The sequence below is a fragment of the Streptomyces sp. NPDC101227 genome, assembly GCF_044767545.1.
Lineage (GTDB): Bacteria > Actinomycetota > Actinomycetes > Streptomycetales > Streptomycetaceae > Streptomyces.
In genome coordinates this window covers 46,085-67,087 of record NZ_JBIWOD010000021.1, presented here as the reverse complement: position 1 = coordinate 67,087, position 21,003 = coordinate 46,085, and the positions used below count along the sequence as shown (strand labels likewise).

Annotated in this window: 15 protein-coding genes; 5 read left to right on the top strand and 10 right to left on the bottom strand. The window is 70.6% G+C overall.

Annotation, left to right across the window (positions count from 1 at the left end; all coding sequences use genetic code 11):
- The first annotated feature begins 137 nt into the window (after positions 1 to 137).
- Positions 138 to 1,238: an FAD-dependent monooxygenase gene (locus ACIRPT_RS34670; protein ID WP_403834604.1), complete on the top strand. Its 1,101-nt coding sequence runs from the start codon at positions 138 to 140 to the stop codon at positions 1,236 to 1,238.
- Between the two features lie 265 nt (positions 1,239 to 1,503).
- On the opposite strand, the gene ACIRPT_RS34665 is transcribed toward ACIRPT_RS34670, so the two are convergent.
- The 5 genes from ACIRPT_RS34665 to ACIRPT_RS34645 are packed head-to-tail and all read right to left on the bottom strand — an operon-like array spanning position 1,504 to position 7,255.
- Positions 1,504 to 2,559 (bottom strand): LacI family DNA-binding transcriptional regulator, encoded by a 1,056-nt coding sequence (locus ACIRPT_RS34665; RefSeq protein ID WP_403834602.1) that lies wholly within the window; start codon positions 2,557 to 2,559, stop codon positions 1,504 to 1,506.
- Positions 2,556 to 4,172 carry a glycoside hydrolase family 13 protein gene (locus tag ACIRPT_RS34660; RefSeq protein ID WP_403834599.1) on the bottom strand — a complete coding sequence of 539 codons (1,617 nt, stop codon included), beginning with the start codon at positions 4,170 to 4,172 and terminating at the stop codon, positions 2,556 to 2,558. The genes ACIRPT_RS34665 and ACIRPT_RS34660 overlap by 4 nt, the downstream gene beginning before the upstream one ends.
- A 1-nt stretch (position 4,173) precedes the next feature.
- Positions 4,174 to 5,034, bottom strand: a complete 861-nt coding sequence (locus ACIRPT_RS34655) for a sugar ABC transporter permease (protein WP_403834596.1) — start codon at positions 5,032 to 5,034, stop codon at positions 4,174 to 4,176.
- A gap of 2 nt (positions 5,035 to 5,036) precedes the next feature.
- On the bottom strand, positions 5,037 to 5,915 hold the full coding sequence (locus ACIRPT_RS34650; RefSeq protein WP_403834752.1) for a carbohydrate ABC transporter permease: 879 nt from the start codon (positions 5,913 to 5,915) through the stop codon (positions 5,037 to 5,039).
- Between the two features lie 53 nt (positions 5,916 to 5,968).
- Positions 5,969 to 7,255: an extracellular solute-binding protein gene (locus ACIRPT_RS34645; protein WP_403509396.1), complete on the bottom strand. Its 1,287-nt coding sequence runs from the start codon at positions 7,253 to 7,255 to the stop codon at positions 5,969 to 5,971.
- Positions 7,256 to 7,480: 225 nt separating this feature from the next.
- On the opposite strand from ACIRPT_RS34645, the gene ACIRPT_RS34640 reads away from it, so the two are divergent.
- The 3 genes from ACIRPT_RS34640 to ACIRPT_RS34630 all read left to right on the top strand — a co-directional run bounded on the left by ACIRPT_RS34640 (position 7,481) and on the right by ACIRPT_RS34630 (position 11,186).
- A complete protein-coding gene (locus ACIRPT_RS34640) occupies positions 7,481 to 9,103 on the top strand; it encodes a glycoside hydrolase family 13 protein (RefSeq protein ID WP_403509393.1) in 1,623 nt (540 codons plus the stop codon).
- Between the two features lie 25 nt (positions 9,104 to 9,128).
- Complete coding sequence (locus ACIRPT_RS34635; protein WP_403834592.1) at positions 9,129 to 10,178, top strand: LacI family DNA-binding transcriptional regulator; 1,050 nt, start codon at positions 9,129 to 9,131, stop codon at positions 10,176 to 10,178.
- A gap of 147 nt (positions 10,179 to 10,325) precedes the next feature.
- Entirely contained in the window at positions 10,326 to 11,186 is an 861-nt protein-coding gene (locus tag ACIRPT_RS34630) for a phosphatase PAP2 family protein (protein WP_403834589.1), read from the top strand.
- A 114-nt stretch (positions 11,187 to 11,300) separates the two neighbouring features.
- Here the strand turns inward: ACIRPT_RS34630 and ACIRPT_RS34625 are convergent, their stop codons facing one another.
- Both ACIRPT_RS34625 and ACIRPT_RS34620 read right to left on the bottom strand, forming a co-directional pair.
- A complete protein-coding gene (locus ACIRPT_RS34625) occupies positions 11,301 to 12,995 on the bottom strand; it encodes an amidohydrolase (RefSeq protein ID WP_403834587.1) in 1,695 nt (564 codons plus the stop codon).
- 50 nt (positions 12,996 to 13,045) lie between these two features.
- A complete protein-coding gene (locus tag ACIRPT_RS34620; RefSeq protein ID WP_403834585.1) occupies positions 13,046 to 14,659 on the bottom strand; it encodes an APC family permease in 1,614 nt (537 codons plus the stop codon).
- Positions 14,660 to 14,845: 186 nt separating this feature from the next.
- On the opposite strand from ACIRPT_RS34620, the gene ACIRPT_RS34615 reads away from it, so the two are divergent.
- Entirely contained in the window at positions 14,846 to 15,460 is a 615-nt protein-coding gene (locus ACIRPT_RS34615; RefSeq protein WP_403834583.1) for a TetR/AcrR family transcriptional regulator, read from the top strand.
- A gap of 70 nt (positions 15,461 to 15,530) precedes the next feature.
- Here the strand turns inward: ACIRPT_RS34615 and ACIRPT_RS34610 are convergent, their stop codons facing one another.
- From ACIRPT_RS34610 to glnA, 3 genes are all read right to left on the bottom strand, one after another.
- Complete coding sequence (locus ACIRPT_RS34610) at positions 15,531 to 15,872, bottom strand: hypothetical protein (protein ID WP_403834580.1); 342 nt, start codon at positions 15,870 to 15,872, stop codon at positions 15,531 to 15,533.
- 454 nt (positions 15,873 to 16,326) lie between these two features.
- Positions 16,327 to 19,350 (bottom strand): bifunctional [glutamine synthetase] adenylyltransferase/[glutamine synthetase]-adenylyl-L-tyrosine phosphorylase, encoded by a 3,024-nt coding sequence (locus ACIRPT_RS34605; protein WP_403834577.1) that lies wholly within the window; start codon positions 19,348 to 19,350, stop codon positions 16,327 to 16,329.
- Positions 19,351 to 19,377: 27 nt separating this feature from the next.
- Positions 19,378 to 20,739, bottom strand: a complete 1,362-nt coding sequence (gene glnA, locus ACIRPT_RS34600; RefSeq protein ID WP_403509370.1) for a type I glutamate--ammonia ligase — start codon at positions 20,737 to 20,739, stop codon at positions 19,378 to 19,380.
- Positions 20,740 to 21,003: the final 264 nt, after the last annotated feature.

The following is a 21,003-nucleotide window of genomic DNA, read 5'->3' as shown; positions in this document are numbered from 1 at the left end:
CTAGCACAGAGAGTAGCAGCGACGACGTCGAGAGAGGCCCAACTGTCCTAGGTCAGACGGGATATCGGACCGGTTGAAGGAGCTGTGCGTACGTCGTACGTTCGGCCCTCGTACAGCGCACGAAAAGGAGCCTTCCCATGCAGACCGTTCTCATCTCCGGCGGCGGAATCGCCGGCCCCGTGCTCGCGTACTGGCTGCGCCGTCACGGCTTCGGGGCCACCGTCGTCGAACGTGCCCCGGGCCCGCGCCCCGGCGGCCAGGCCGTGGACGTCCGTGGCGTCGCGCTCGACGTCGTCGAGCGGACGGGCCTGCTGGAGCGGGCAAGGAGCGTGCGCACCCGGATGCGCGGCATGTCGATCCTGGGCCCCGACGGCCAGGAGGTCGACCGCTCCACCGAGGCCACCTTCAGCAGTGGCCGGCTCGACAGCGACGACATCGAGCTGCTGCGTGAGGACCTGGTGCGGATGGTCCACGAACACACCCGCGCAGACGTCGAGTACCTCTTCGGCAACAGCATCACCGCGCTCGACGAGCGGGAGACCGGGGTGCGCGTCGACTTCGCCCACGGGGCGTCCCGCACCTTCGACCTCGTGGTCGGGGCCGACGGGCTGCACTCGACCGTACGGCGCCTGGCCTTCGGGCCGGAGGAGCGTTTCACCCACCATCTGGGCAGCTATCTGTCGGTGTTCAGCGCGGACAACTTCCTCGCTCTCGACGACTGGCAGATGTGGCTGCGGGACGGCGATGCGGGCTTCGGCATCATGCCCGTACGCGACAACACCGAGCTCAGGATCGCGTTCGGCTTCGAGTCCGGCCCTCTTGCCCACGATCCCGGCGCCCTACGGCAGTTCGTCGCGGACAAGCTCGCCTCCCTGCGCTGGAACGGCACGCGGCTGGCCAAGGCCGCCTTGGAGGCGCCCGACTTCTACTGTGACGCCATGGCCCAGATCCGCCTGGACAACTGGTCGCGGGGCAGGGTGACGCTGCTCGGGGACGCCGGTTACTGCCCCTCCCCGCTCTCGGGACAGGGCACCAGCCTGGCCCTCGTGGGCGCCTACGTACTGGCCGACCGCCTCGCCCGGGCGCACGGCGAGCACCGCGCCGCGTACGCCGACTACGACCGGCGGATGCGCTCCTTCGTCACCCTCAACCAAGCTCTGGCCACCGAGAATCCCGGCGGACCCGCCTCCGAGGCGTCCGTCGCGCATGCCAAGAACGCGCTCTCGCTGGACGGTTGATCCCGCACCGCCGGGCCGCCCGTGACGGCGCGGCCCCGGTGTACCGCGACACGGTCGTCATCGGCGGCGCCACGATGCGCGCGTTCGACCCGAAGACGAGGGCCGGGCGCGGATCGCTGCCCGGCGGCCACCGCAGCCCGTCGGCGGCCCGTCCCCACAGCATTCGCGCAGGTCGGGGCCACCGTCCACGGCGCGACCGCCGGCGACTACCGGCGGCATCCAGGCAGTGGGGGCCGGCCGGCGTACGACGGCGCGGCTTCGGTGGTCATGCGGGGACCGGCCCGGTCGAGCCCCGGACCACCAGCTCGGGCTGGAAGACGAACTCGGTGCGCTGCGGCGGGGTGTGCCGGCCCTGGGCGAGGTCGTGGATCTCCTCGATGAGCGCGCCGACCGCCGCCGTGGCCATCGCCTGCACCGGCTGGCGCACCGTGGTCAGCGGCGGGTCGGTGAAGGCGATGAGCTGCGAGTCGTCGAAGCCGACGACGGAGAGCCGGCCGGGGACGTCGAGGCCCCGTTGGCGGGCCGCGCGGATGACGCCGAGTGCCATCAGATCGCTGCCGCAGACGATGCCGGTGCAGCCGTCGTCCAGCAGGGCGGCGGCGGCCGCGTGGCCGCCCTCGACGCTGAACAGGGTGTGCTGGATGCGCCGTTCGGCCTGCCCCCTCGACAGGCCGAACGACTCCTTGACCGCCGCCGCGAAGCCCTCGGCCTTGCGGCGCGAGGGGACGTAGCGGGCGGGTCCTACGGCGAGCCCGATGCGCTCGTGGCCCAGTGCGGCCAGGTGGCGTACGGCCATCCGGGCCGCCGCGCCGTCGTCGGGCGAGACGAACGGCGCCTCGATCTGCGGGTTGTAGCCGTTGATGAGGACGAACGGGACGCTGCGGGAGGTCAGCCGGGCGTAGCGGGCGGTGTCGGCATGGGTGTCGGCGTGCAGGCCGGAGAGGAAGACGATGCCGGTGACGCCGCGTTCCTCGAGCTGCTCGACGAGTTCGTCCTCCGTGGCGCCGCCGGGCATCTGGGTGCACAGGACCGGGGTGTAGCCGTGGCCCGCCAGGGACTGTTCGATGATCTGGGCGAAGGCCGGGAAGATCGGGTTGGTGAGTTCCGGGATGACGAGGCCGACCAGGCCCGCGCTGCGGCGTTTGAGCCGTACGGGGCGTTCGTAGCCCAGGACGTCGAGGGCGGCGAGGACGCGTTGCCGGGTGCTCGCCGCGACGCCCGCCTTGCCGTTCAGGACGCGGCTGGCGGTGGCCTCGCTGACCTGCGCCTGAGCGGCGATATCGGCCAGGCGCGGGGTGGTGCGGGGTGCCGGCAGGGTCACTCCTCCCACCAGACGGTGGTGTCGGCTGCAACCACGCAGTCACTCGCGGTGTTCAACATGTGACGGGAAGTGGAGAGGTGAGAGGGGGAGAGGGATGAGAGGAGCAGGCGGCCGGGTCGTTCGGGCAGCTTCACCGCCGCCCCGGTGGTGTTGGCCGTGCAGATGAGGCCGCCCGGCCGGCGGAAGGCCAGTACGCCGTCGGGGGCGTCGAGCCATTCGATCGCGTCGCCCGCGCCCAGGGCGGGGTGGGTGCGGCGGAGTTCGAGGGCGGTGCGGTAGAGCTCCAGGGTGGAGTCGGGGTCGCCGCTCTGTGCCTCGACGGTCAGCGGACGCCAGTCGGCGGGCTGCGGCAGCCAGCTGCCGCCGGGCCCGAAGCCGTACGGGGGTGCGTCGCCGCTCCAGGGGAGGGGGACGCGGCAGCCGTCGCGGAGACCGTCCTGGCCGTTGGCGCGGAAGAAGGAGGGGTCCTGTCGGACGTTGTCGGGGAGGTCGGTGACTTCGGGGAGGCCGAGTTCTTCGCCTTGGTAGATGTAGGCGGAGCCGGGGAGGGCGAGCATGAGGAGGGCTGCGGCGCGGGCGCGGTCGAGGCTGCCGCCGAGGCGGGTGCGGTGGCGTACGACGTCGTGGTTGGACAGGACCCAGGTGGCCGGGGCCCCGACGGGGCGCATCGCTTCGAGGGATTCGTCGATCACGGCTCGGAGCGAGTCCGCGTCCCAACCGGTGTTGAGGTAGTGGAAGTTGAAGGCCTGGTGCAGCTCGTCGGGACGCAGGTAGAGGGCGGTGCGTTCGGTGCTGGGGGTCCAGGCCTCAGCGACGGCGATGCGCTCGCCGGCGTACTCCTCGAGGACGGCGCGCCAGGTGCGGTAGATGTCGTGCACGCCGTCCTGGTCGAAGAAGGGGAGGATCTGATTGCCGAGGAGCTTGAGCTGTTCGCCCTGACCCATGTCGGGCAGGCCGGGGGCCTTGACGAGGCCATGGGCGACGTCCACCCGGAAGCCGTCGACGCCCAGGTCCAGCCAGAAACGGAGGATGGAGCGGAACTCGTCCTGGACGGCGGGGTGGTCCCAGTTGAAGTCGGGCTGTTCGGGGGCGAAGAGATGGAGGTACCACTCGCCGTCGGAGAGGCGGGTCCAGGCGGGGCCGCCGAAGATGGACTCCCAGTCGTTGGGCGGCAGCTCGCCGTTCTCGCCGCGGCCCTTACGGAAGTGGAAGCGCTCGCGGGCGACCGAGCCCGGGCCCTCGGCGACCGCGCGACGGAACCATTCGTGCTGGTCGGAGCAGTGGTTGGGGACGATGTCGACGATGATGCGCAGGCCCAGGTCATGGGCGTCGCGGATCACGGCCTCGGCGTCGGGCAGGGTGCCGAACATCGGGTCGATGGCGCGGTAGTCGGCGACGTCATAGCCGCCGTCGGCCTGAGGGGAGGCATAGAAGGGGCTGAGCCAGACGGCGTCGACACCCAAGTCGCGGAGATAGGGCAGGCGGTCGCGGATGCCCGCCAGGTCTCCCATGCCGTCGCCGTTGCCGTCGGCGAAGCTGCGCGGATAGACCTGGTAGATCACCGCGTCGCGCCACCAGTCGGTGGCAGGAGTGACGTTGTGCTGTTCGGTCATGTCATCCCTTGGTGGTGCCGGCGGTCAGGCCGGAGACGAGGTGGCGCTGGGCGAAGGCGAAGACGAGCGCGGCCGGCACGGCGATGATCACGGCGGCGGCGGTCATCGAACCCCAGTCGTTGGTGTACTGGTTGACGAAGGTCTGCAGGCCGCCGGCGAGCGTCAGGTTCTCCTCGCCGGTCATGAAGGCGGAGGCGTAGGCGACCTCGGCCCAGGCGGTGACGAAGGTGTAGAAGCCGGTGACGGCCAGTCCCGGCCTGGCCAGCGGAAGGACCAGGCGCCAGAAGGTGCCGAAGGGGTTGAGGCCGTCGACCCGGCCCGATTCGTCGATCTCCACGGGGATGGTGTCGAAGAAGCCCTTCATCATCCACGCGCAGAACGGAACGGCGATCGTCAGGTAGGTGACGACCAGTCCGGCGGGCTGGTTGAGCAGTCCCAGGGTCGCCATCAGGTTGTAGAGCGGCACGATCAGTACGGCCACCGGGAACATCTGGGTGATCAGCAGCAGCCACATCAGCGGGCGCATGCCCGGGAAGCGGAATCGGCTGACGGCGTAGCCGGTGGTGGCCGCGATGAAGACGCCGAGGACGGTGGTCAGCCCGACGATGATGACGGAATTCCTGAACCAGGTCAGAAATTCGGTGTCGGCCAGGACATGGGTGTAGTTGGCGAGGGTGGGGTGGGTGACGAGGCTGGTGGAGAAGGCGTCGGTCTTGGGCTTGAAGGACGTCACCAGCAGCCAGAGCGGCGGGAAGACGGCCACTACCGCGGCGACGATCAGGGCCGCGTGCAGACCGGCGGATGCCGCCCGGCTTCGCTCGTTGCGCTGACGGGGTGCTTTACGGGGTGCTTCACGGGTCATGGTCACCACACCTCTCCCTGCTTGCGCAGCGCCCGGCGGTAGACGACGGCGACGATCGAGAGCAGGAGGAGGATGAGGACGCCCCAGGCCGCGGACTCGGAGAAGTTGCGGGGGCTGTCGACGAAGGAGAGCCGGTAGGCGTAGGTCACCAGGATTTCGGTGGCGTCGCCGGGGCCGCCCCGGGTGAGCAGGAAGATCACCGGGAACATGTTGAAGGTCCAGATGGTGGAGAGCAGGATGACGGTCGCGCTGACCGCGCGCAGGCCGGGGACGGTGATGTGGCGAAAGCGCTGCCAGGGCCCGGCGCCGTCCATTTCGGCGGCTTCGTACAGCTCGCCGGGGATGGACTGGAGGCCGCCGAGGAGAGTGACCAGCATGAACGGCACGCCCAGCCAGACGTTGACGGCGATGACCGATAGCTTCGCCCAGGTCGGGTCGTTGAGCCAGGGAATGGCGTCGATGCCGCCGCCGGACAGCAGCTTGTTGAGGATGCCGCTCTTCTCGTTGTAGAGCATCCGCCAGGTGAAGACGGAGATGAACGCCGGGATGGCCCAGGGCAGGATCAGCGCGAGGCGGTAGAAGGTGCGGCCGCGCAGCGTCCGGTTGAGCATGTTGGCGAGCGTGAGGCCGATCAGGAAGGTGAGGGAGACGCAGGCGACGGTCCACAGGACGGTCCAGCCGAGGCGGTCCCAGAAGACCTCGTCGGAGAGCACCGCTTTGTAGTTGTCGAGGCCGGTGAACTTGTAGGTGGCGGGGATGTGATTGACGCCGATGTCCCGCTGGACGTTGGCCTCGTTGGCGTCGGTGAGGGAGAGGAAGACGCCGCGCACCAGCGGATAGCCGATGATCACCCCGAGGACCAGTACCACGGGGGCGACCATCGTCCATGCGTACCAGTGGGTGCCGAGCGCCCGGCGCACCCGTACAGCGAAGGTCACTTGTAGTCCTTGAGCAGCTTTCGGTAGGCGGCGCCGGTCGCCTTGGCGGCCTGCTCGGGCGTGGCGGCGCCGGTGAGCACCTTGTTCATCTGGACCTTGATCGGCTCGAAGAGGGAGTTGCCCTCGGCGATCCAGGGGCGCTGTACGGCCTTGTCCACGGCGGGCTTGAAGAACTTGACCATCTCGTTCTGCTTGACGGTCGGCACCTCGTACACGGACTTACGCGTGGGCAGCAGGCTGAGCCGGTCGGTGGTTTCCTGCTGCACCTTTGCGGAGCTCATGTATTTCACGAAGGCGTAAGAGGCTTGCAGGTTCTTGCTGCCGGCGTATACGGAAAGGTCCCAGCCGCCTTGCGGGGATCCTTGCGCCGCGCTGCCCGCGGGTACGGGGGCGACGCCGAGGTTCTTCTTGTCCTTGAAGGCCTGGCCGGCGCGGGCGCCCTCGATGTCCCAGGGGCCGTCGACGGCCATCGCGACCTTGCCGTCCTTGAGGGCCCTGAGCTGGTTGTCCTGGCCGTCCGTGGCGTCGGTGATCGCCGCCTTGGAGTCGACCAGGTCCTTGATGGTGCGGAAGGCCTTCACCCCCGCGGCGTTGTCGATCTGCACGGTCTTGGAGCGGGCGTCGATCGTGTTGCCGCCCTCGCCGTAGAGGTAGGGCAGGAACCAGTAGGGGTCGTCGCCGCGCAGATAGAGGGCGGTGGCGCCGGTCTTGGCCTTGATCTTCTTGGCGGCGTCCGCCAGCTCGGCGAGCGTCTTGGGCACGCCGACCCCCGCCTGCTTGAGCAGCTTCTTGTTGTAGAAGAGGCCGAGGGTGTCGATGACCTGGGGCGCGGCGTAGGTCTTGCCCTTGAACTTCGTGGAGCCGACGGCCTGCGGGAGGTAGTCGCCGGTCTTGTCGAGGGCGGGGGTGCCGTCGAGCGGGGCGAGGTAGCCGAGGTTGGCGAAGTCCGCGACCCAGGCGACGTCGGTGCGCATCACGTCGGGGGCTCCGGAGTTGCCGCCCGCGGCGTTCTTGAACTTGGCGTTGGCGTCGCCGAACGGCACGTTCACATACTGAACGTGGACTTTGGGATGTTCCTTCTGAAAGCCTTCGGCAAGCTTGCGGTAGGTGGCCTTCTCGGCGTCGTTGGAGGTGTCCCAGAAGGTAACGGTTCCGGACAGTTCGCCACCGCTGCCGGCGTTGCCGCCGTCGTCCGCTCCGCCGCATCCGCTCGCCGTCAGCGCCAGGCCCGCTACCAGTGCGGTGGCGGTGATTCCGCGTATGCCAGGTATGCCACGCCGCATGTGAACTCCTTAGGGAATCGCCTCAGATGGCGGTCAGGAACGTAACAGCGAGGCAACCTGCACGGAAAGACCTTGCGGCAAATTTCTGCAAGATTGCTGGAAGATATTGCAGCATGATGGCCGGAACGGCACCCCAGCCGCTCCCCCGGCACCGTCACCCCGCGCCCGCCCGAGCGTTGATTCCGTGAAGGCACCAAGGCCTCTTGACCTCGACAGGGACGGCAGATGACGCAGGAGCTCACTTCCCCCAGCCCCGCCCCCCAGGCCCCCGCACCACACCGAGCTCCCGGATGGTGGCGGGACGCCGTCATCTATCAGGTCTACGTCCGCTCGTTCGCCGACAGCGACGGCGACGGCATCGGAGATCTGCGCGGCGCCTGCGGGAAGCTGCCGTACCTCAAGGCGCTGGGCGTGGACGCCGTCTGGCTCACCCCGTTCTATGCCTCACCGCAGGCCGACGGCGGCTACGACGTCGCCGACTACCGCACCGTCGATCCGCTCTTCGGCAGCCTCGACGACGCCCGGGACCTGATCAGCGCCGCCCATGACGCCGACCTGCGGGTGATCGTCGACATCGTCCCCAATCACACCTCCGACCGGCACCCCTGGTTCCAGGACCCCGAACTCGCCCGGCAGCGCTATGTCTTCCGTCCCGGCAAGGGCGAGCGCGGCGAGCTGCCGCCCAACGACTGGGAGTCGGTCTTCGGCGGCCCGGCCTGGACCCGTACGGACCGGGGCGACTGGTATCTCCACCTCTTCGCCCCCGAACAGCCCGACCTGGACTGGAACAATCCCGACGTCCACGCCGAATTCGAGGCCATCATGCGCTTCTGGCTGGACCTGGGCGTGGACGGCTTCCGCGTCGACGTCGCGCACGGCATGGTCAAGGCGCCCGGCCTGCCGGACATCGGCCGCGGCGAGCAGGCCAAGCTCATCGGCACCCAGGTCCTCCCCTTCTTCGACCAGGACGGCGTGCACGCCATCCACCGCTCCTGGCGCCGCCTGCTCGACGACTACTCCCCCATTCCCCGGCCCGGCGGGGGTTCCCCCGGCGAGCGGATCGGCGTCGCCGAGGCCTGGGCACCCAGCACCGAACGGCTGGCGCTCTATGTACGTCCCGACGAGCTGCACCAGGCCTTCAACTTCCACTACCTCAACACCGGTTGGGACGCGGACTCGCTCCGAGCCGTGATCGACGAATCCCTCGAAGCGATGCGCCCCGTCGGCGCCCCGGCCACCTGGGTCCTGTCCAACCACGACGTCGTACGCCACCGCACCCGCCTCGGCGGCAGCCTCGACCGCGCCCGCGCCGCAGCCCTCCTCATGCTCGCCCTCCCCGGCTCCGCCTACATCTACCAAGGCGAAGAACTCGGCCTCCCCGAAGTCACCGACCTCCCCGACAACGTCCGACAAGACCCCTCCTTCTTCCGCGCCAACGGCCAGGACGGATTCCGCGACGGCTGCCGCGTCCCCCTCCCCTGGTCCGGCGATCTGCCCCCGTACGGCTTCGGGCCCGGCGGCAGCTGGCTGCCCCAGCCCGCCGACTGGGCACCGCTCACCGCACAGGCACAGAGCGGCGACCCCGACTCCACCCTGCAGCTCTACCGCACCGCCCTCGAACTCCGCCGCCGCCTGCCGGGCCTGGGCGACGGCGAAATGAGCTGGCAGCCGGCCCCCGCGGGGCTGCTCGCGTTCCGGCGTCCCGGCGTGCTGTGCACGGTCAACACCCGCACCCGCGCGGTGGAACTCCCGCTGCCCGGACAGCCGCTGCTCTCCAGCGCCCCGGTGACCGTCGACGGCGGCTCGGCCGTGGTCCCCGGTGACAGCTGCACCTGGTGGGCAATCTGACATGCGCCCGGTACAGTCCCATCCCATGACCGCCCGGCTCTCCGATATCGCAGCACAGGCGGGTGTCAGCGAGGCCACCGTCAGCCGGGTTCTCAACGGAAAGCCCGGTGTCTCCGCCACCACCCGCCAGTTGGTGCTCGCCGCCCTCGACGTCCTGGGCTACGAACGCCCGGTACGGCTGCGGCAGCGCAGCGCGGGCCTGGTCGGGCTGATCACGCCCGAGCTCAACAACCCGATCTTCCCGGCATTCGCCCAGGTCATCGGGCAGGCGCTGACCCGCCAGGGCTACACACCGGTCCTCGCGACGCAGACCCCGGGCGGCTCCACGGAGGACGAGCTGACCGAAATGCTGGTGGACCGCGGCGTCGCCGGCATCATCTTCGTCTCCGGCCTGCACGCCGACACCTCCGCCGATATGCAGCGCTATGCGCAGCTGCGCGGCCAGGGAGTGCCGTTCGTCCTCATCAACGGCTTCTCCGACAAGGTGCAGGCGCCGTTCGTCTCCCCCGACGACCGGGCCGCGGTGGATCTGGCGGTCACGCATCTCAGCGCGCTCGGCCACCGCCGGATCGGGCTGGCGCTGGGGCCCGAACGGTTTGTGCCCGTACAGCGCAAGATCGAGGGGTTTGCCCGCAGCATGCGGGACCGCCTCAACCTCGGCCCGGCCGAGGTGGGACCGCTCATCCAGCACTCCCTCTTCACCCTGGAGGGCGGGCAGGCCGCGGCCAACGCGCTGATCGACCGCGGGGTGACGGCCATTGTGTGCGCCAGCGACATGATGGCGCTGGGCGCGATCCGCGCGGCGCGGCAGCGGCGGCTGGACGTACCGGGCGACATGTCCGTGGTCGGCTTCGACGACTCCCCGCTGATCGCCTTCACCGATCCCCCGCTGACCACGATCCGGCAGCCGGTCACGGCGATGGGGCAGGCGGCGGTGCGGGCGCTCCTGGAGGAGATCGGGGGCACCCCCGCCCCGCACAGCGAGTTCGTCTTCCACCCCGAGCTGGTGGTGCGCGGTTCGACCGCTTCGGCCCCCAAGACCGCGAGGGTTCCCCGGCCGGCCCGTACACCCTGAGACGGGTATCGGGGTCCCGCTGGTTTTCCGCTGGTTTTTCCCCGGGTTTTTCGACGGTCCGTATCCGTCTGGAGAGGGATACGGACCGTCGAATACCCGACCGAAGGATGATCGGCGACACGCCCGTTTCTGGCAGACTGTCTGCCTATGGGTGATGCGAATGTGAGGACTGTGGATGGTCGGACCGCCACCCCGCCGCCCCATGGGGGGAGCGCGGACCGCCCGCTGAACGGCCGTCGGTGGGGCCGGTTGCGCGCCCCTCGCGCACCGCGACTCTGGTTCGAAATCCTGCTGATCGCCGTCAGTTACTGGACGTACTCGCTCATTCGCAACGCCGTACCCGAGCAGAAGGCAAAGGCGCTCAGAAACGCCGACTGGATCTGGCAGGCCGAGCATTCTCTCGGCATCGCCGTCGAGCACACCGTCAACCACGCGGTGAATTCCGTGACGTGGCTGATCGTCTCGATGAACTATTACTACGCGACCCTGCACTTCATCGTGACGATCGGCGTGCTGGTCTGGCTCTATCACTGGCATCCGGGCCGCTATGCCGCGGCCCGGCTGGCGCTCTTCGCGACCACCGGTGTCGCCCTGCTCGGCTACTACTTCTACCCACTGGCGCCGCCCCGGCTGATGCCCGGCGGCGGCTTCGTCGACACCGTCGTTCAGCACGACACCTGGGGCTCGATGGCGTCCGGCAATCTCGCCTCGATGTCCAACCAGTACGCCGCGATGCCGTCGATGCACATCGGGTGGTCGCTGTGGTGCGGCATCACCGTCGCCCTCCTGGCCAAGCCGCTGTGGGCCCGGATCCTCGGGGTGCTCTACCCCACGGTGACGCTGCTGGTCATCGTCTCCACCGCCAACCACTTCTGGCTGGACGCGGTCGGCGGGGCCCTGTGCCTGACCTTCGGATTCACGGTGGCGCTGGGCTGGTACGGAATGCTGCCGCACCGGCTGACCCGTTATGTGGCGGCGCCGGACGTGAACCTGCTGAAGACGGGCTGAGCGCGGCCCGCCGTCCGGCTCCTCTTCCGTACGCCACCGGAGTGGGCGGGGCCGCACCGCGCGGCCCGGCCCATCACCCGAATGGCCCAACGCCGGCCGTATAGCTATGCGCCGTCAGCTGACCCCGCGATGCGTGATGTGCCCGCCCGTCATCGTCAGACGTACCGGCGCGGTGCCCAGCTCGTCGGCCGGGGCGGTGACCGGGTCCACGGCCAGGGCCGTGAGGTCGGCGCGGAAGCCGGGGGTGATCCGGCCGGCTTCGGACTCCTCGCCGACGGCGAGGGCGGCGTGGGAGGTGCAGCCCTCCAGGGCCATCAGGCCGGTCAGCGCCTGGCCGGGCGTGACGGGGGCGATGCCGGGTTCGCCCGCCGGGCGGCGCAGGCGGGCGGTGGCGAGGACCTGGCGGGGGTCGTGGTGGGCGATGGGCCAGTCGGAGCCGAGGACCAGGACCGCGCCGGCGTCCCGCAGATCGCGGCAGCGCCAGGCCCGTCCGGCGCGCTCCTCGCCGACCCGCCGGGACCAGGCGTCGGTGTGGTCGGCGCGGGTGTAGGCGGTGTGGGTGGGCTGCATGGAGGCGGCGACGCCGAGCCGGGCGAAGCGGGTCAGCTGTTCGCCGGGGACGGTCTCGATGTGCTCGATGCGGTGGCGGTAGCGGGCGCCGCGAACAGCGGTGTGGCGCGAAGCGTCTCCGGCAAGGGTGGTGGCGGGCGACGGGTGGGCATCGCCGAGGAGTTCGACGGTGTCCAGGACGTGCCGTACGGCGGCGTCGCCGATGGCGTGGGTGGCGGTGCGCACGCCCGCGCGCGCGAGGTGGTGCACGGCATGGGTGTACGCCGCCGGGTCCGGCCAGAAGGCTTCGGTGCCCTGGCCGTGGCAGTCGGCGTGCTCGAGCCAGGCCGTACCGCCCTCGACGGTGCCGTCCATGAAGAACTTCACGCCGCCGACCCGCCAGTGGCGGCCGGCCAGCCGCTGGAGGTGGATGAGGTGGTCGAGGCCGTCCTTGTCGACGCCGGGCATGCACCAGGGGGCGAGGCGGAGGCGGACGGGGAGTTCGGTGTTCGCCTCGATGCCCGTCAGCAGCTCGGGGACGTCGGCGTTCTCCATGTCCATGACGTGAGCGCCGGTGAGTCCGTTGGCCGCCATCTCGTCGAGGAGGTCGAGGAGGCGGGCGCGGCGGTCGGCGGCGGAGGGCCGGGGGATGACCGGCGTCAGGAGGTCCATCGCTGCGTGTTCGATGAGATGGCCGGTGGGGCGGCCGTCGGCGTCGCAGACGACGCTGGCGCGCTGGACGAACTCGCGCGGGCCGGTGATCCCCGCGGCCTCCAGCGCGCGGCCGCTGACCAGCGCCGAGTGGCCGTCGTAGAGGCGGATGAAGGCGGGGGCGCCGCCGAGCGCGTCCTCGATCAGGTCGCGGTGGACCGGGGCGCCGGCGAAGACGTTGTGGTCCAGGCCCCAGGCGGTGAGCCAGCCGCCGGGGGGCAGCGCGCGGGCGGCCGCGGCGAGGGCGGTGCGCAGTCCGTCGAGGTCACGGCAGTCGGAGAGGTCGACGCCGGTGGCCATCTCGACGCCATAGACGGGGTGGCTGTGGCCGTCGACCAGGCCGGGGGTCAGGGTCGCCCCGGCCAGGTCGATGACTTCGGTCGCCGCGCCGCGCCAGTCCCGTACGTCCCGCTCCTCCCCGACCGCGGCGATCCGCCCGTCCTTGATGGCGACGGCCTCGGCCGTGGGGTGCGCGGGGTCGAGGGTGCGTACCCGGGCGCCGGTGAGGATGGTGTCGGCGACGGTGAGGGGCGCGGGGGCGGCGGACATGCGGGCTCCTTTGGTGGTGCGGAGGGGGGTGGTGGCGGTGGCCGGGTGCTTCAGCGGGCTTCTTCGGCGGGTTCGGGGGACGCGCCGGAAGCGGGTGCGGGGGCCGCTTCGCCGCCGCGTTCACCGGCCTCGGCGTCTGCCCCGCCATCGGCGCCGTCCCCGGCACCGGCCCCGGCACCGGCCCCGTCCTCCGCCGGCTCCGCCGCGAAGCCCGCATAGACCCCGGGGCGGGTGCGGCGGACCCGCCGGGCGAGGGCGAGTCCGAGGAGGAAGGCGGCGGGGACGGTGAGGACCAGGACCGTGTTGGTGGCGAAGGGAGCGCCCGTCATGAGGTTGATCTTGGCGATGACGAGCCAGAGGGCGAGCACCATCAGCACGGTGGCGGCGATGGGGGTGATGACGGTGCGCATCTTCCCCTCGTCGTGACGGAAGCGGCGGAAGTAGCAGGGCACGGCGGCCGCGGTGATCGCCTGGAGGGCCAACAGGCCCAGCATTCCCGGGGTGTTCATCCACAGGAGGAGCTGCTGGTAGGGGTCCATCCCGGCGAGCGCGAAGCCGACGACGATGACGACCGCGAGGGCGCTCTGCGCGGCTCCGGCGAGGTACGGGGAGCGGTGGCGCGGGTGGACCCTGCCGAGCGGGGAGGGCAGTACGCCTTCCTGGGCCATGGCCAGGCCGTAGCGGTTGATGGCGTTGTGGAAGGCCAGTTGGGAGGCGAGGATGCTGGTGATGATGAAGAGGTGCATCAGGTCGGCGGCCCAGGTGCCGACGTACCGGGTGGTGGCGGTGAAGAACAGGCCCGCCGGGTCGCGCAGGGCGGCCGCCACGATCTTGTCGCTGCCGTAGGCCTGGATGACGATCCAGATGGTGAAGGCGTAGAAGAGCCCGAGGAAGGCGACCGCGATGTAGGTGGCGCGCGGGATGGTGCGCGCCGGGTCGCGGGCCTCGCGGCGGTAGATGGCGGTGGATTCGAAGCCGGTGAAGGCGGCGAAGGCGAAGGCGAGGACCACGCCGGTGCCGGGGACCAGGACGCTGCCGGCGGTGAAGGAGTCCGCCGAGAGGCCGTGCGCGCCGCCGTGCAGCAGCACTCCCCCGGCGAGCAGGACGAGGATGCCGGTCTCGGCGACGAGCAGGACACCCAGCACCTTGGCGCCGAAGTCGATGGAGCGGTAGCCGAGGTACCAGATGACCAGCACGCCGACGAGGGCGATCGGCGGCCAGGGGACGTCGATGCCCCAGAAGGCCCGCAGGGCGTCCTGGGTGGCGGTGGCGAGCAGTCCGTAGACGCCGATCTGCATGCCGTTGTACGCGAGGAGGGCCACGGTGGCGGCGCCGAAACCGGCCGGGCGGCCCAGTCCGCGGGTGATGAAGGCGTAGAAGCCGCCGCCGTTGCGGACATGGCGGGCCATGGTGGTGAAGCCGACGGCGAAGAGGGCGAGGGTGGCGCCGGCCAGGAGGTAGCCGACGGGGGCGCCGATGCCGCCGGTGCCGATGGCGAGCGGGGAGGTGCCCGCCATGACGGTGAGCGGGGCGGCCGCGGAGATGACGAAGAAGGCGATATCGGCGACGCCGAGGGTGCCGCGGCGCAGCTGGGGGGTTTCGCCGGGGGCGGGTGAGGCGGTCTGCTGAGGGGGCCCGTTACGGGACTCTGACTCCACGGCCATGACTCGGTGCCCTTCTGCGGGGACGGAGAGCGGAAGAGAGGCGGCGGCACGGCACGTACGGGATGGTGACGGCTGCTGGACCGCGAGGAGAAAACCTAAAGGCTTTCGGTTTTCGTGTTGTGGAAGGTACCCCTCGCCGTACGATTCGGGAAGACCTTGGAACGGGCTCGGCCGGGAGGGGACACCATGGGGCGGCCACGCAAGGCCCTGCTGGACAAGGAGCGCATCGGCGCGACGGCGCTCGAACTCGTCGATGAGAAGGGCGACTTCAGCGTCCCGGAGGTGGCCCGCAGGCTAGGGGTGCAGACCGCTTCGGTGTACCACCACGTGGACGGCCGGGCCGGGGTGATCGAGCTGCTGCGGGACCGGGTCACCGACGCGATCGACCCGGGCACCCTGGGTGACGCCCGCTGGGACATCGCGCTGGAGGCCTGGGCACGCTCCTACCGCGCCGCGTTCGCCGCCCATCCGCGCACGATCCCGATGCTGATGACCTCGCCGATCCGCGCGCCCCGGGTGCTGGCGCAGTACGACCAGGTGGTCGGGCTCCTGCTGGACGCCGGCTTCGCCCCGGACGCCGTGATGCCGGTCATCACCGGCCTGGACAACATCGTGCTGGGCTCGGCGCTGGACATGTCGGCACCCGAGCCGATGTGGGAGGTCTCCGGCGGCGTCAGCGCGCCGCGGCTGGCCGCGGCACAGGCCGCCACCGGCCCGGGCCGCGCCGATCGGGCCTTCGATCTGACGCTGGCCGGGTTCCTCGCGCACTGCCGGGGCCTGCTGGCGCAGGCGCTTCCCTAGAGGACTGATGAAGATCGCCTTCGCCCGCAGGAAGACGAGGTTCACGAGGGAGCCGGCGGCGGGTACCGGGTCAGAGCTCTTTGATCAGCCGTGTGATCACGGGCATCGGGAGATGCGGGTACAGGATCCTCAGATGCCGCACGACCGCCGCATCACCCTTCTCGTTCCGCACTCGACGTGCCTCCACGATCGCCTCGGCGCGGAAGTTCTCGTACGTGCGGAACGTCCGGTGGAACCAGTCGCGCCGGCGCCTGCGGTGGTGGTAGATCTGGGCCGTCATGAACAGGACGAAGGAGAGCAGAAAGAGGGCGCTCCCGGCCCTGGAATGGATTGACACCCCCGCGTAGAGGCAACCGATCCCCAGAAGCACCAGCAGCGCCGCCAACGGATGCACGCGACTCGGCTCGCGCATGCTCACGCCGTGCCCTTGGGCCATGTGCGACCGGGAGGGCCGGGGAATCCGCTGACCGTCAGAATCGGGAGCGTCGACTCCGGTCATCAGCGCGCCGATGGCTGGAGGCCGGAAAGCATGCCTCGGAGCTCGGTGGTATCACTCCGGAACGGCTCCGGTTCCTGGCGGAACGCATTGCCCATGCGGCTTCAGTCCCCCGTGTGTCGGCAACCTTTCCACGTCTTCGCGTGGCGAACTCAACGCGCCGACCGTAACAACGCCCAGCGCCGGTGCGCGGCGTCAACCTGGTGCACAGCCACAAGGTTTCAGCACCTCTCAGAAAAGTGCACCGAACGGTCACATGGCCGGCGGAAACCCAAACGGCCGGGTCGGAATCCAGGTTCGCGGAAGAAATGGGCGACGCCGACCATCGTCGAGCGGTCCTCCGCGGGCGCCCTCGCCCGCGAAGACGCCCTCACCCCTCGTAGAACAGCTCCTCCACCACGCCCCGCGCCCGCCGGGTGATCCGGCGGTAGTCGTCGAGCATCTCGCCGACGTGGCCCTCCTCGTAGCCGAGGTAGCGGCCGACCGCCGCCTGCTCCCGGCCGTCCACCGGGAAGGTGTCGCCGGGACGGCCACGGACCAGCATCACGGCATTGCGCACCCGCGCCGCCAGCACCCAGGCCTCGTCCAGCGTCGCGGCGTCCTCGGTGCCGATCAGCTCGGCGGCATGGGCCGCGGCCAGCGCCTCGCGGGTACGGGTCGTGCGCAGCCCGGGGATCTCCCAGCCGTGCCGCATCTGCAGCAGCTGTACGGTCCACTCGACATCGCTCAGGCCGCCGCGGCCCAGCTTGGTGTGGGTGGTCGGGTCGGCGCCGCGCGGCAGCCGCTCCGACTCCATCCGGGCCTTGAGCCGCCGGATCTCGCGGACCGCGTCCTCGCCCAGCCCCTCGGCCGGATAGCGCAGCGGGTCGATCAGCTCGACGAACCGCTGGCCCAGCTCGGCGTCGCCCGCGACCGGTTCGGCGCGCAGTAGCGCCTGCGCCTCCCACACCAGCGACCAGCGCCGGTAGTAGGCCGCGTACGAGGCGAGGGTGCGCACCAGCGGGCCCGACCGGCCCTCCGGGCGCAGATCCGCGTCGATGAGCAACGGCGGGTCGGAGGAGGGGAGTTGGAGCAGCCGGCGCATTTCGTTGGCGATGGCCTGGGCGGCCTTGGCGGCCTCGTGCTCGTCGGCGCCCTCGCGGGGTTCATGGACGAACAGCACATCGGCGTCCGAGCCGTAGCTCATCTCCCGGCCGCCGAAGCGCCCCATGCCGATGACGGCGAAGCGGGTGGGCAGGGTGTCGCCCCACTGCTCGCGGACCGCGGCGCGCAGCGCGCCGCCGAGGGTGGCGGAGTTGAGGTCGGAGACCGCCGTGCCGACGGCGTCGATGGCGTGGCCGTGGTCCTTCTCGGCGGGGTTGCCGTCCGTGCCGTACGCGCCGATCAGGTCGGCGGCGGAGGTCCGGAACAGCTCCCGCCGGCGCACCCCGCGGGCCACCGCGACCGCCGCCTCGGCGCCGTCCGCGCGGCCGACGGCGGCCAGCACCTCCTGCTCCAGGGCGGCCCGGCCGCGCGGCTTGAGCCCGTCGGCGGCACCCAGCAGCGCCACCGCCTCCGGGGCGCGCAGCAGCAGATCGGGGGCGAGCCGCCCGGCGGACAGCACCCGGGCGAGGTTCTCGGCGGCCGCGCCCTCGTCGCGCAGCAGCCGCAGGTACCACGGCGTCTTGCCGAGCGCGTCCGAAACCTTGCGGAAGTTGAGCAGTCCGGCGTCCGGATCGGCGGAGTCCGCGAACCAGCCGAGCAGTACCGGCAGCAGCGTCCGCTGGATCGCCGCCTTACGGGTCACGCCGGACGCCAGCGCCTCAAGATGACGCAGCGCGGCGACCGGATCGGCGTACCCGAGGGCTTCCAGGCGATGGCCCGCGGCCTTTGCCGACAGTCTCGTCTCGCCGGGCTCCAGATGGGCGACGGCATCGAGCAAGGGACGGTAGAAGAGCTTCTCATGCAGTCGGCGCACTTCTCTAGCGTGCCACTTCCACTCCTTGCGGAGGGTGTCAACGGGCTCTGTAAACAAGCCCAATGAGCGGGCCAGACGCCGCAGATCCGTTTCTTCCTCGGGCATCAGATGCGTACGGCGCATCCGGAAGAGCTGGATGCGGTGCTCGAGCGCGCGCAGAAAGCGGTACGCGGAGTCCAGCGCGGCGGCGTCCTGGCGCCCGACGTAGCCGCCGGCCGCCAGCGCCGCCAGCGCGTCCAGGGTGCTGGCGCTGCGCAGCGTGGGATCGCTGCGGCCGTGCACCAACTGGAGCAGCTGGACGGCGAATTCGACGTCGCGCAGCCCGCCGGGCCCGAGCTTCAGCTCGCGTTCGACGCGGTCGGCGGGGATGTTGGCGACCACCCGGCGGCGCATCTGGCGGACGTCGACGACGAAGTTCTCGCGCTCGGCGACCTGCCAGACCATCGGCTCCAGCGCATCGACGTACGCCTGCCCCAGGTCCAGGTCACCGGCCATCGGGCGGGCCTTGAGCAGCGCCTGGAACTCCCAGGTCTTGGCCCAGCGCTGGTAGTAGGCGAGGTGGCTGGTGAGGGTGCGCACCAGCGGGCCGTTGCGGCCCTCGGGGCGGAGGTTGGCGTCCACCGGCCAGATCGTGCCCTCGGCCGTGACGTCCGAGCAGAGCCGCATCATCCGCGAGGCGAGCCGGGTGGCGGCCTGCAGTGCCTTGGCCTCCTCGACCCCTTCCTTGGCCTCCGCGACGAAGATGACGTCCACGTCGGAGACGTAGTTCAGCTCCCGGGCACCGCATTTGCCCATGGCGATGACGGACAGCCGGGAGACCGCGGCGTCGCCGGGGGCCTCCTCGTAGCTGATCTGCAGGGCGGCCCGTACGGTCGCGGTGGCCAGGTCGGCCAGCTCCGCCGCGGCCTCGGCGACATCGGTCGTACCGCACACATCGCGGGCCACGATGCCCAGCAGGCACCGGCGGTAGGCGACGCGCAGCGCGTCCGCGCGGGAGCGGTCCTCGCCCCGCTCGCCCCAGATGCCCTCCGCGAGCGCCTGCTCGAACTCGGGGGTGGTGGGGTGCAGATCGACGGACTCGTAGGTGACCAGCGAGCGCCAGTCGTCCGGGTGGCGGACGAGGTGGTCGGCGAGCGCCTCGGACGCGCCCATCACCCCCAGCAGCCGGTCGCGCAGCGGCTTGGCCGCCACGAGCATGCTCAGCAGCTCCTGCTGCGCCTCCGGCTCGATCGCCTCCACCAGCCGGGCCAGGCCCAGCAGCGCGAGGTCGGGGTCCGCGGTGCCGCCGAGCGCCTCCAGGAGCACCGAGTCCTCGCGTACCGGGGAGAATTCGGGGGTGTCGAGGAGCCGCCCGGCCGCCGAGGGGTCCGTGAACCCGTGTCTCAGCAGCCGGGAGTGGGTGCTGCTCCGCCGTCCCTGTGGGGCGGGTAGTGCCATGATGCAGCCTCTCGGTGGCGCGGTGCCTCAGAGCACGGGGAGCATCTTGCGCAGCTCGAAGGCGGTGACCTCGGAGCGGTACTCCTCCCACTCCTGCTTCTTGTTGCGCAGGAAGAAGTCGAAGACGTGCTCGCCGAGGGTTTCGGCGACCAGTTCGCTACGCTCCATCAGCTCGATGGCCTCGCCGAGGTTCTGCGGCAGCGGCTCGATGCCCATCGCGCGGCGCTCGGAGTCGGACAGCGCCCAGACGTCGTCGTCGGCGCCGGCCGGGAGCTCGTAGCCCTCCTCGATGCCCTTGAGGCCCGCGGCGAGCAGCACCGCGTACGTCAGGTACGGGTTGGCGCCGGAGTCGATGGAGCGGACCTCGACCCGGGTCGAGCCCATCTTGCCGGGCTTGTACATGGGGACGCGGATCAGCGCGGAGCGGTTGTTGTGGCCCCAGCAGATGTACGAGGGGGCCTCGCCGCCGGCGCCCGCGGTGCGGTTGGCGCCGCCCCAGATGCGCTTGTAGGAGTTGACCCACTGGTTGGTGACGGCGGAGATCTCGCCCGCGTGCTTGAGCAGACCGGCGATGAAGGAGCGCCCCACCTTGGAGAGTTGGTACTCCGAACCCGACTCGTGGAAGGCGTTGCGGTCGCCCTCGAAGAGGGAGAGGTGGGTGTGCATGCCCGAGCCCGGGTACTCGGAGAACGGCTTGGGCATGAACGTGGCCTGGACGCCCTGCTCCAGCGCGACCTGCTTCATGACCAGGCGGAAGGTCATGATGTTGTCGGCGGTGGAGAGCGCGTCGGCGTAGCGCAGGTCGATCTCCTGCTGGCCGGGGGCGCCCTCGTGGTGGCTGAACTCCACCGAGATGCCCATCGACTCCAGCATCGTGATCGCCTGGCGGCGGAAGTCCATGCCGACGTTCTGCGGGGTGTGGTCGAAGTAGCCCGAGGAGTCGCCGGGGGTGGGCCGCCGGCCGTCGACGGGCTTGTCCTTGAGCAGGAAGAACTCGATCTCGGGGTGGGTGTAGAAGGTGAAGCCGAGGTCGGAGGTCTTGGCCAGGATGCGCTTGAGGACGTAGCGCGGGTCGGCGTAGGAGGGCGAGCCGTCCGGCATCAGGATGTCGCAGAACATCCGGGCCGTGCCGGGGGCCTCGGCGCGCCACGGGAGGATCTGGAAGGTGCCCGGATCCGGCTTGGCGATCATGTCGGACTCGTACACCCGGGCGAATCCTTCGATGGCCGAGCCGTCGAAGCCGATGCCCTCGTCGAAGGCCTGCTCCAGCTCCGCCGGAGCCACCGCCACCGACTTCAGGAAGCCCAGCACGTCGGTGAACCACAGCCGGACGAAGCGAATATCGCGCTCTTCCAGAGTCCGGAGCACAAACTCCTGCTGCTTGTCCATGGTTCACCAATCCTTGCAGGTCAATCGGCCTGTCCACGTGCGTGGGATCACGCGGCGTGGCACACCAGTATCACGTGAGGGGGTTACCGTCACATTACGCACCCTTGGCCTGAAGCAGAACCGCCGGGCCGTGACCCTCCCCCCGATCCTTCCCGCAGTACGTAGCGTCAGCGCGGCCAGGGGCGGCAATCGGGGGGCTTGGCGCAGTCTTGAGCCGGAGCTGGGTCGGTGTTGACCTTGCATTGGCGGGGCCATGCCACGGAA

What these genes read in the sequence shown, in the direction of transcription:
- ACIRPT_RS34670 (WP_403834604.1), top strand. Translation starts at nt 138, where the DNA reads ATGCAGACCGTTCTCATCTCCGGCGGCGGAATCGCCGGCCCCGTGCTC.
- ACIRPT_RS34660 (WP_403834599.1), bottom strand. Translation starts at nt 4,172, where the DNA reads ATGACCGAACAGCACAACGTCACTCCTGCCACCGACTGGTGGCGCGAC.
- ACIRPT_RS34655 (WP_403834596.1), bottom strand. Translation starts at nt 5,034, where the DNA reads ATGACCCGTGAAGCACCCCGTAAAGCACCCCGTCAGCGCAACGAGCGA.
- ACIRPT_RS34650 (WP_403834752.1), bottom strand. Translation starts at nt 5,915, where the DNA reads ATGGTCGCCCCCGTGGTACTGGTCCTCGGGGTGATCATCGGCTATCCG.
- ACIRPT_RS34645 (WP_403509396.1), bottom strand. Translation starts at nt 7,255, where the DNA reads ATGCGGCGTGGCATACCTGGCATACGCGGAATCACCGCCACCGCACTG.
- ACIRPT_RS34640 (WP_403509393.1), top strand. Translation starts at nt 7,481, where the DNA reads ATGACGCAGGAGCTCACTTCCCCCAGCCCCGCCCCCCAGGCCCCCGCA.
- ACIRPT_RS34635 (WP_403834592.1), top strand. Translation starts at nt 9,129, where the DNA reads ATGACCGCCCGGCTCTCCGATATCGCAGCACAGGCGGGTGTCAGCGAG.
- ACIRPT_RS34630 (WP_403834589.1), top strand. Translation starts at nt 10,326, where the DNA reads ATGGGTGATGCGAATGTGAGGACTGTGGATGGTCGGACCGCCACCCCG.
- ACIRPT_RS34625 (WP_403834587.1), bottom strand. Translation starts at nt 12,995, where the DNA reads ATGTCCGCCGCCCCCGCGCCCCTCACCGTCGCCGACACCATCCTCACC.
- ACIRPT_RS34620 (WP_403834585.1), bottom strand. Translation starts at nt 14,659, where the DNA reads ATGGCCGTGGAGTCAGAGTCCCGTAACGGGCCCCCTCAGCAGACCGCC.
- ACIRPT_RS34615 (WP_403834583.1), top strand. Translation starts at nt 14,846, where the DNA reads ATGGGGCGGCCACGCAAGGCCCTGCTGGACAAGGAGCGCATCGGCGCG.
- ACIRPT_RS34610 (WP_403834580.1), bottom strand. Translation starts at nt 15,872, where the DNA reads ATGCGCGAGCCGAGTCGCGTGCATCCGTTGGCGGCGCTGCTGGTGCTT.
- ACIRPT_RS34605 (WP_403834577.1), bottom strand. Translation starts at nt 19,350, where the DNA reads ATGGCACTACCCGCCCCACAGGGACGGCGGAGCAGCACCCACTCCCGG.
- glnA (WP_403509370.1), bottom strand. Translation starts at nt 20,739, where the DNA reads ATGGACAAGCAGCAGGAGTTTGTGCTCCGGACTCTGGAAGAGCGCGAT.